The 8608-nt window shown below is 41.0% G+C and carries 8 protein-coding genes; 1 reads left to right on the top strand and 7 read right to left on the bottom strand.

Annotation, left to right across the window (positions count from 1 at the left end; translation table 11 throughout):
• The 4 genes from WBM49_RS02865 to WBM49_RS02850 form a co-directional block, all read right to left on the bottom strand.
• A partial coding sequence (locus WBM49_RS02865; RefSeq protein WP_424370554.1) for a M14 family zinc carboxypeptidase occupies window positions 1–727 on the bottom strand: 727 nt, incomplete at its 3' end.
• Between the two features lie 6 nt (window positions 728–733).
• Complete coding sequence (locus tag WBM49_RS02860; RefSeq protein ID WP_424370553.1) at window positions 734–1393, bottom strand: N-acetylmuramoyl-L-alanine amidase; 660 nt, start codon at window positions 1391–1393, stop codon at window positions 734–736.
• 3 nt (window positions 1394–1396) lie between these two features.
• On the bottom strand, window positions 1397–1825 hold the full coding sequence (locus WBM49_RS02855; protein ID WP_424370552.1) for a 3D domain-containing protein: 429 nt from the start codon (window positions 1823–1825) through the stop codon (window positions 1397–1399).
• Window positions 1826–3319 carry an FG-GAP repeat domain-containing protein gene (locus WBM49_RS02850; RefSeq protein ID WP_424370551.1) on the bottom strand — a complete coding sequence of 498 codons (1494 nt, stop codon included), beginning with the start codon at window positions 3317–3319 and terminating at the stop codon, window positions 1826–1828.
• Between the two features lie 196 nt (window positions 3320–3515).
• Here WBM49_RS02850 and WBM49_RS02845 point away from each other — a divergent pair, with 196 nt between their 5' ends.
• On the top strand, window positions 3516–4847 hold the full coding sequence (locus tag WBM49_RS02845; RefSeq protein WP_424370550.1) for a serine hydrolase domain-containing protein: 1332 nt from the start codon (window positions 3516–3518) through the stop codon (window positions 4845–4847).
• Window positions 4848–5070: 223 nt separating this feature from the next.
• Here the strand turns inward: WBM49_RS02845 and WBM49_RS02840 are convergent, their stop codons facing one another.
• The 3 genes from WBM49_RS02840 to WBM49_RS02830 all read right to left on the bottom strand — a co-directional run.
• Window positions 5071–5916 (bottom strand): 1,4-dihydroxy-2-naphthoyl-CoA synthase, encoded by an 846-nt coding sequence (locus WBM49_RS02840; RefSeq protein ID WP_424370549.1) that lies wholly within the window; start codon window positions 5914–5916, stop codon window positions 5071–5073.
• A 56-nt stretch (window positions 5917–5972) separates the two neighbouring features.
• The gene (locus tag WBM49_RS02835; RefSeq protein ID WP_424370548.1) at window positions 5973–7250 is read right to left on the bottom strand and encodes a glycosyltransferase; all 1278 of its coding nucleotides are present in this window, start codon (window positions 7248–7250) and stop codon (window positions 5973–5975) included.
• Window positions 7251–7252: 2 nt separating this feature from the next.
• Window positions 7253–8608 (bottom strand): DEAD/DEAH box helicase (locus tag WBM49_RS02830; protein ID WP_424370547.1); only part of this gene is annotated, 1356 nt, incomplete at its 5' end.

Below are 8608 nucleotides of genomic sequence, written 5' to 3'. Positions count from 1 at the left end.
GTCCGGGGGCATATTGCTGTATGATGTTATTCATAAACACTATAACCTTCATTGCATTTCCTCGCTTTTCATTTATGTCTTTTTCATAATTATAAGCCGGGGCCAGGTAGGAGATCGTTGCCGGTTTCTCTGTTCTCTCTGCATTGTAATAGGTACTTTGATCGTGGAGATTAAAGCCAAAATCGGCCTCAAGACTATCCCGTACCCTTTTTAAGGTTCGTCCCTCCGGGGATTGAAGACGCAAAGCATCTCTGTTTATGTCTATCCCAAGTCGGTTCTCCCTCTTAAATACCTCTGCTCCATCCGGATTTAACATAGGAAGAAAATGCAGTGTTAAACTATTTAGGATCGCTTCTTTTTCGGGTTTAAAGTCATCACTGCTGAAAAAATTCAGAATATCGAAAATTGCCTGGGTAGCGGTAGGCTCATTCCCGTGCATTTGCGACCATAGAAAAACATCTGTAGAACCATTTCCAAGACTAAGAAGGGTTAGGTCCCTGCCTTCAATGGAAGTTCCTACTTTTTGTATTGTTAGACCAGGCTCGTTTTTATGACGAGCAATCAAAGCCTGAATATCTTTATGCTTGATCCTTCGTTTATTGAGCAAAGGTTCTTTATATCGGTCATAGGTCTCATACAATGAAGCTGTAATTTCACTTTCCTGGGATGCTGCATCAAAGCAGCTGATAAAAATTAAACTAAGGAATACAACAAAAGAGTTTTTCATAGTATTTTATTGAGGCAAGGGTTTAAAATTAAATTTTTTTGTAGCATTTCGTACTTTTTCCATAAAGTCCTCACCGGGATCAGTTTTTTCAGTTCTATAACCCGGGTCTTTTTCCAGCCACAATTCGTGACCTTCAAAAAGTGGATATTCGTAATGTCCAATGAGATAATCTATATCGTACTTTTTACTCAAATAGGAAACCAGCCAGATATTGGCCTTCAACTGGGCTTCCGTCAAAGGTGTTTCTTTTGTTCCTCCTACATTTTCAATCCCTATGGCACAATGGTTAAGGCCAATTACATGCCGGCCCATGACCGTTTCAGGCATTAATCTGTAAATTGTCCCGTCTCTGGCCACTAAAAAATGTGAGGAAACGTTTAGTCCGCTGACATTTTCAACAATGGTCCGCCAATTAGGAATTTTTGGATCGTTAAAAGCATCGAACGACCCTTCAAAGGTTGGGATGGCTGTCCAGTGAAGTACGATCATTTTAGGCACTATTGCGACCCCCGGATTCTCAAATCCATACCGCTCTGCCAGGTATTCTTGGGTGAGTTCTATCCGCTCCTCATTAAATACTATTGGTTTGTCTACAATTTTATTACTTGCACAGGAAGTAATAAGCAGTAAAATTGAAATGAATGCAAGTTGTTGATTTCTAAGCATTTGTTATTTACTAATTGTATCAATAGTTGAAGTGATCGGAATTCCATATTGTATAGTTACCTTTTTTCTCCCCCATGATTTGGCCATTTGTAGATCTTCTCCCATATAAATATCTATTCTGTTCTCCCATTTTGAGTGCATTTTGTCTTTTACAAGATATACACCTTCAAATCCTTCAATTTTTACGGGGGTATTGCGCTTTAACCCTTTTTTATAAAGATCATTGGATACAGCGATAGATTTCATTCCAGGTGTTAGCGTATCGCCCCATGCCGCAATATTTGGATGACCATTGGTTTGTGAGGCCAAAGAATTATATGCCGTGGCCGTAACCCTTAATGGTTGCCATATATAGGTTTCTTCCTGTGGCTTGCAGCTTACAATGAAACAAGTTAAAACTAGTAATACAAAGATTAATTCAAAGCGAGTCATTTAATTATTGAATGTATTTTGCAATATCATCAGGTCTATTGCCTCTTCTTTCCATTCCGCGACGAGCTCCTTTGGTGCAGGAATAAAGGGCAAGGCAAAACTACTTAAAATGATATCCGTATCCCCGTCATTGTCAATATCCCCACTGTCCATTAAAAACCACTTTCCTTTGGTAGCTGCCTCTGTGGTGAAAGCGTTAAATTCGTAGGCTTCACTGTTGGTATTCTTCAAAAATACAAAAGATCGGTAAGCGGCAGTAGTATAATCGGGGAAGGTAGATAACAAGCCAAAGTCAACATCTCCATCCATGTCAAAATCGGAGGCTACCACTCTTGTTACACCATCCATAGGATAGAAAAAGACCTCTTCAAAGTTGTTCTCTCCATCATTGAGGTGTAATCTCATTCCGTGATAAGGTTTTTGAACATAGGATTTATCAGCGTTGTCGCCATGTACCGTGACCAGGTCCAGATCCCCGTCACCATCATAATCTAACAATTCGAACCAGCTACTGCCATAAATTGGACTAAAGCGCAATACTTTTTTTGCCTCAAAGCTAAGTGCAGATTTCTGAAAGAGAATGGTGATACTTTCGTCTCCTTGGGAGGTAAGTACTATAAGGTCCTTTTGCCCATCATTGTCCATATCTTTGGCAAGGATCCTAATGGCACCAGGTTGATTAAGTAGTATTTTCTTATCGTAATTCCCTTGTTGGTCTCTAATGAGAAGAGACAAGGCTCCGGTTAAATTACCAAATTCACTGATCACCAATTCTTCTATGCCATCGTTGTTAAGATCTTCCACAAGTGTGTGCACAGGTCTGTGCAAAATTGATGCTATTTCTACTGAATCTGTGGCACTGCATTTAAATACCTTACCCAAGGGAATGGCACTGGGATGAATGTTCCCGATGGTTGTAATATAGGACTCATTATGTTCCGTATTATAAGAAACAACCGGACTATCATATCGGTCCAGTATTTTCATTCCTGAGTTCAGATCAAAGGTCATGAGTTCGCCTGCCATATCACCCAGGTATACCTTGTTCAAAGAGGGTATATATTCCAGATACGTGTAGGAACGCCGATTTTCCTTATCTATTGAAATTTGCAGCGGAAAGAAATCCTCTAGTTCTGATGATCCAGTTTTACTCGATGCAGTAGAGAGTGAATCTGGGGCTCCGGCAAGGATATACGCCTTAAGCAACTGCCAGTCGCCTTCAGATATTGTTGGGCTAAATGGGTAAATTCCTGTTTTTATCACTGCATCCATTTCCTCGTAAGACAAGCCAGCAAAAGGATCGTACTTGTTTTCCCGCAGGCCCATTCTGGCTGCCATATCCGGTAAAATTGCATTTTCCCATATCTCCTTGGGCAAGTCCTCTCTGTTTGGCGCAAGATGACATCTGGCACAATGCAACTCATATAAAGCCATGGCCTTTTGTTCTTTCTGGTTCTGACATCCACTTAGGAAGCATGCAACTAGAGCTATCATCAGCATAGTAAGCAGAGACCTTGCACCTATGTGGACCAATCTCCGTCTAAACAGCAATTCCACGTAATAAATTCCCTTTGTTCCGTTTTTAACTATTGTAAATTCTATTATCTTGGTATTTAAGTTCCTTTTCGAAAAGTTTAGCAAATTTCAAGCCTTTTAGTCAAGTCAGAAAGTTACAAATTACAGTAATCAAATGAACAAAAATTTAAAAAGACTCATCCTACTCTTCCTTGTTGCCTTGCTGGCCACTATTGCCTGGCAATATCCCAAACTAAACCTGATCTCCGGTTTTGCCGCCAAAAGTACAGCCTCTTCTATTTTTATTGCCGGGAGGTCCTTAAATTCTGTTACTGAAAATGACAATAATGTTCCATTGATAAAATTGGCCGAATCTCACTATGATGCTACCGAAAAGAAAGGATTCGCCAGCGTTTTTGGGTTAATGGAACGGGAAGCAGTTTGTAGGGACGGACTGGGATGTGTTTTGGTCAATGGGGATATAGATGTGGAGCTGTACACACAGATACCATCTCGTTCAAGCAAACACATAGAATTACCTTATCCATCGGGCCACGAAAATCCGGTGGATACTGTCTTTGAAAATGTGAATTACAAGCAAATCGAAAAAGCACTGGATCATGTTTTTGCCGATACTGTAAAGACTCGTACCGCACTCATTCTTTATAAAGATCATATACTCGCGGAGCGATATACAAGTGGTTTTGATGCATCCACCCCTATTTTGGGATGGTCCATGACCAAAAGTGTTTTAGCTACGCTGTTTGGCATATTGGAATATCAGAGAAAATTGTCGGTATCCGACCCTGTGCCGCTTCCTTCCTGGCGGGAAGATGAACGAAAATATATTACGTTAAATCATTTACTACGCATGCAAAGCGGTTTGGCCTGGGATGAAGATTATTCAACCATCTCAGATGTAACTAAGATGTTATTTAAAGAATCTAACATGGCGGGCTCGCAAGCCAAAAAAGAGGTTATTGCCAAACCCACTGATGTATGGAATTACTCTTCGGGCACTTCAAATCTGCTGTCGGGACTCATGAGAACAAAATTTGACGACTACCAAAACTACCTTAACTATCCTTACAAGGCACTTATAGATAAGATAGGAATGCACTCAATGCTTTTGGAAACAGATCTGGTAGGTAATTTTGTAGGTTCTTCTTATGGCTGGGCAAATACCAGGGACTGGGGTAGATTTGGGCAGTTGTATCTTCACAATGGGAATTGGAATGGGGAGCAACTGTTCGATCCCAATTGGATCTCCTATGTTACCACTCCCACCTTGCATTCGGATGGCACCTATGGCGCACATTTTTGGTTAAATGCCAATGGTAAGTTTCCTGATGTCCCAAGAGATATGTACTCCGCCAACGGATACCAGGGCCAGCACGTCTTTATTATCCCCTCAAAAGACATGGTCATTGTACGGACGGGATTAGCTGAAGACCCCCAATTCAACACCAACACCTTTATCAAAGAAATCCTGGAAGCAATTCAATAGATCTCACTTTTTAGTACTCGCAGTATCAAAAAAAGACCTGTTCACCACAAAAGAAGATGCCTTGACAACAATAATTGTGACAGGCTGAATTTGTCATGTAAGTTTACTATGTAATTAACAAGGAGTTAATTTTTTCATTTTCATATAGTGTTCTCGTAAAAGGGTCCTGATCGTAAAAGACAGGGCCCTTTTTACTGATAGTAACTACTGAAGGGCATTATTTTTAGGGGATCCAGTTATCCTTCCCAAAATTCGGTTTGCGTTTTTCCAGGAATGCATTTCTCCCCTCTTTGGCCTCTTCGGTCATATAAGCAAGTCTGGTAGCCTCTCCCGCAAAAACCTGTTGTCCTACCATACCATCATCTGTTAAATTCATGGCAAATTTTAGCATTTTTATGGCGGTAGGTGATTTATCCAATATTTCCTGCGCCCATTTATAGGCAGTATCTTCTAACTCATCATGAGGAATAACTGCATTGACCATGCCCATTTCAAGGGCATCCTGAGCAGAATATGTTCTCCCCAAAAAGAAGATCTCACGTGCCTTTTTTTGCCCTACCATCTTAGCCAGATAGGCCGATCCGTAACCCCCATCAAAACTTGTGACATCTGCATCTGTTTGCTTAAATAGGGCGTGTTCTTTGCTTGCCAGGCTCAAATCACACACCACATGAAGGCTATGGCCCCCACCTACCGCCCAACCGGGAATTACGGCAATTACCACTTTGGGCATAAAGCGGATCAAACGTTGAACTTCCAGGATATTTAATCTGTGATAGCCATCTTCCCCTACATATCCCTTATGGCCCCTTGCTTTCTGATCACCCCCACTACAAAACGAATAGACCCCGTCTTTAGTGGAAGGTCCTTCAGCAGATAGTAGGACCACCCCAATGGAAGTGTCTTCCTGTGCATCGTAAAAAGCTTCGTATAATTCTTTGGTAGTTCTGGGCCTGAACGCATTTCGAACATTAGGTCGGTTAAAAGCAATACGCGCTACCCCATTGCACTTTTTATACGTTATGTCCTCAAATTCCTTTACAGTGGTCCATTTTATGATTGAACTCATTTTAATTCTTGTTTTGGTCTTTAAAGATAAAACATCTCCCTCCTCCGACAAACCATTTAAGAGATTGGATCAGGATCTGCATTTATCTCGCTTTTTTCTTGTTTTAAACTTATCCATTTAGACAGGTATTTACTGCTGGCCATGTTGTGATGCAGCAGCATGCTACCTGTAAAATTTTGTTCTCGGTGCTCCCTTAAATTTGCCTGTAGATCCTGAAGTGTGTGGAGCAAAATTGCTTCATGTTCAACTTTATTAAAGTGTTTGTGTAGCATTTCAGTTCCTTGCAACTTGCAATTATTCCACAATGAACAGTCCTGATATACGGCTATTGCTTTTTGGGCGAAATCATTCGTATCTGTTCCGACAAGTGGGGCTATGTTTTGAAGGTGAGTACCTTCTGCCCCTATGGCTGAGGTTACAGAGGGTGTGCCGTGAGAAGCCGCCATAAACAGTTTACCCTTTAGCCCGGCACCATACCGCAGCGGTGCCAAATTAACCCTTGATTGCTGCATTATTTCCTTTACATCTTCTGCCCAACCATGCACAAAAAAATGTTCCTCAGCATTGTTCAGGGCTTTAATTTTTGGAGGCATATAGGCCCCGTAGATATGCAATGAGGCCTGAGGTACCTCTTTTTTTATCAAGGGCCATATCTCGTGTTTTAAATATGTAATGGCATCGGTGTTTGGAGCGTGTTTTCCATTACCTATAAAGACAAAATCCTTGCGTTCTTGAAAGGAAGGTCCCGTGGATTCTGGCGTAGCCTTGTCTGCAGCCATTGCAAAAGGAAAATAACACAATAAAGAGTCTTCTATAGCCAGGTGTTTCTGCAGCCAATCTATCTCAAACAATGAAATAATCAGGGAAAGATCAGACCTGTATACACTAGCGATCTCGCGCTTTGTCAATTCTTGTCTGCGCCAATAGTCTGGAGTAAACTGAATCCCTTCCTTGAAGGCATTTTCCCTGCTTTTGCGAAGCGAATGCAGGTCTTGTGTATCAATGATACGGATGGTATCGGGTAAATGTTCCGCAACACGCCATCCAAAGTGTTCTTCCGTCAGGAAGCGATCAAAAACTACGATCTGAGGTTGTAGTTCCTTGATAAAGTGATCAAAACTTTGGTGATTTAAACGAACAGTCACAGCATTGACGCCTATTTCTTCCAGGGCGATGCTATGAACAGATTTGGTTGCCGATGAACTGAAGGTAACATTAAAGCCTTGTTCCTTAAAAAAGTGAATGATCTGAATGCTGCGAATACCTGCTGCCGTCGCCTCCGGTTCCGGCCATATTAACCCAATAATCAGAACCTTTTGCAGGTTTTCTTTCATGCTTACATCCTTGCGGCAAACTTCTGAGATATTCGCAATCTAAGTTTGCGTTCATAATCTTCTTCCAGCCACTCTTTGTAATTCTTTGTGTTGTTCATGATGCAATAGGAGTATTGCCTCACTCTGTATTCTATCTCTTCCTTCAGTTGTTTCGCAAGAATACGCGCATCAAAAACATCCTCGCTGTTTTCAAGGCAAATTTGAGCATGCTGTTCAATACTCCTTTCGAGTACCGTCTTAGATTTTAAACCCTGAGCAAATACTTCTTTGTAGGTTTCTTTAATATCGAAATCAATATCCTTCGACTTTGAAAACTTTTCTCTTAATTCTGGCGGCATTTCATAGATAAACTCCCTTTCTATATCCTCATCGTTTTTGATGTTTTCCAAATAGAAATCCGGAAAATGAAAGATCTCCTGCCAATCTATGGGAGCATCCCACATACCAAATCTGGCAATATTATTCCCCAGATCTACCACTGTGAATTCGTTTTTATCTGGTAATATCCGTGAACCCCGCCCTATCATTTGAAAATACAGTGTAAGAGACCTGGTGGCCCTGTTAAGGATAATAGTCTCTACAGTAGGTTCATCAAAGCCTGTAGTTAAGATACTAACTGACGTCAGAATAGCGTCTGGAGTGGTAGAAAACCATTCCAGGATATCCTTCCTTTCTGAGGCGGTATTTTTGTTGTCTAAATGCCGAATGTTATACCCTGCTTTTTTAAAGATCTCATAGACATACCGGGACGTATTGATACCATTATTGAAGATTAGTGTTTTGGTACCTTTACCAATTTCTTCATATGCACTCAGTAATTTTCCGAGCATATTTTGATTTCCGTATAATTCGTCGGACGACTTTACCGTGTAATCCCCACTGATACCCAGCTTTAAGGATCGAAGGCTTACATCGTAATTATACATATTAGCTCGGGCCAGGAATTGTTTTTTGATCAGGGATTGGATGGATTCTCCTACAATTAATTTCTTGTAGTGATCCTTCATGGGGAGCTTAATATTGGAGCTCAACGGGGTTGCCGTAACACCGAGTATAATAGAGGAATCAAAATACTTGAAAAGTTTCCTGAACGAGTTGTAATGTGCTTCATCAATGATCACCAGACCCACATCCTTAATTGTAATGGTTCCTTCCTGTAGACGATTGTTTAAGGTCTCTACCATGGCTACGTAGCACATGTGCTCATCATCCTCTTTCAATTGCTTTACATCGCTGTTGATGATCTTATTCTTGACACCAAACCCTTTGAGCATCCTAGAGGTTTGACTACTTAATTCGATGCGGTGCGTAAGTACAACCACCTTTTTCTTCCTGTGCGCAATAAATCTTCTGGTAAT

It is taken from the genome of Muriicola sp. (assembly GCF_049669965.1).
Lineage (GTDB): Bacteria > Bacteroidota > Bacteroidia > Flavobacteriales > Flavobacteriaceae > Muriicola.
The sequence above is the reverse complement of the archived record's forward strand: the minus strand, read 5'-3'. Positions and strand labels throughout refer to the sequence as shown.

Excerpts from the sequence above, each read along its gene's own strand:
- WBM49_RS02860 (WP_424370553.1), bottom strand. The coding sequence starts at position 1,393 with ATGCTTAGAAATCAACAACTTGCATTCATTTCAATTTTACTGCTTATT.
- WBM49_RS02855 (WP_424370552.1), bottom strand. The coding sequence starts at position 1,825 with ATGACTCGCTTTGAATTAATCTTTGTATTACTAGTTTTAACTTGTTTC.
- WBM49_RS02850 (WP_424370551.1), bottom strand. The coding sequence starts at position 3,319 with ATGATAGCTCTAGTTGCATGCTTCCTAAGTGGATGTCAGAACCAGAAA.
- WBM49_RS02845 (WP_424370550.1), top strand. The coding sequence starts at position 3,516 with ATGAACAAAAATTTAAAAAGACTCATCCTACTCTTCCTTGTTGCCTTG.
- WBM49_RS02840 (WP_424370549.1), bottom strand. The coding sequence starts at position 5,916 with ATGAGTTCAATCATAAAATGGACCACTGTAAAGGAATTTGAGGACATA.
- WBM49_RS02835 (WP_424370548.1), bottom strand. The coding sequence starts at position 7,250 with ATGAAAGAAAACCTGCAAAAGGTTCTGATTATTGGGTTAATATGGCCG.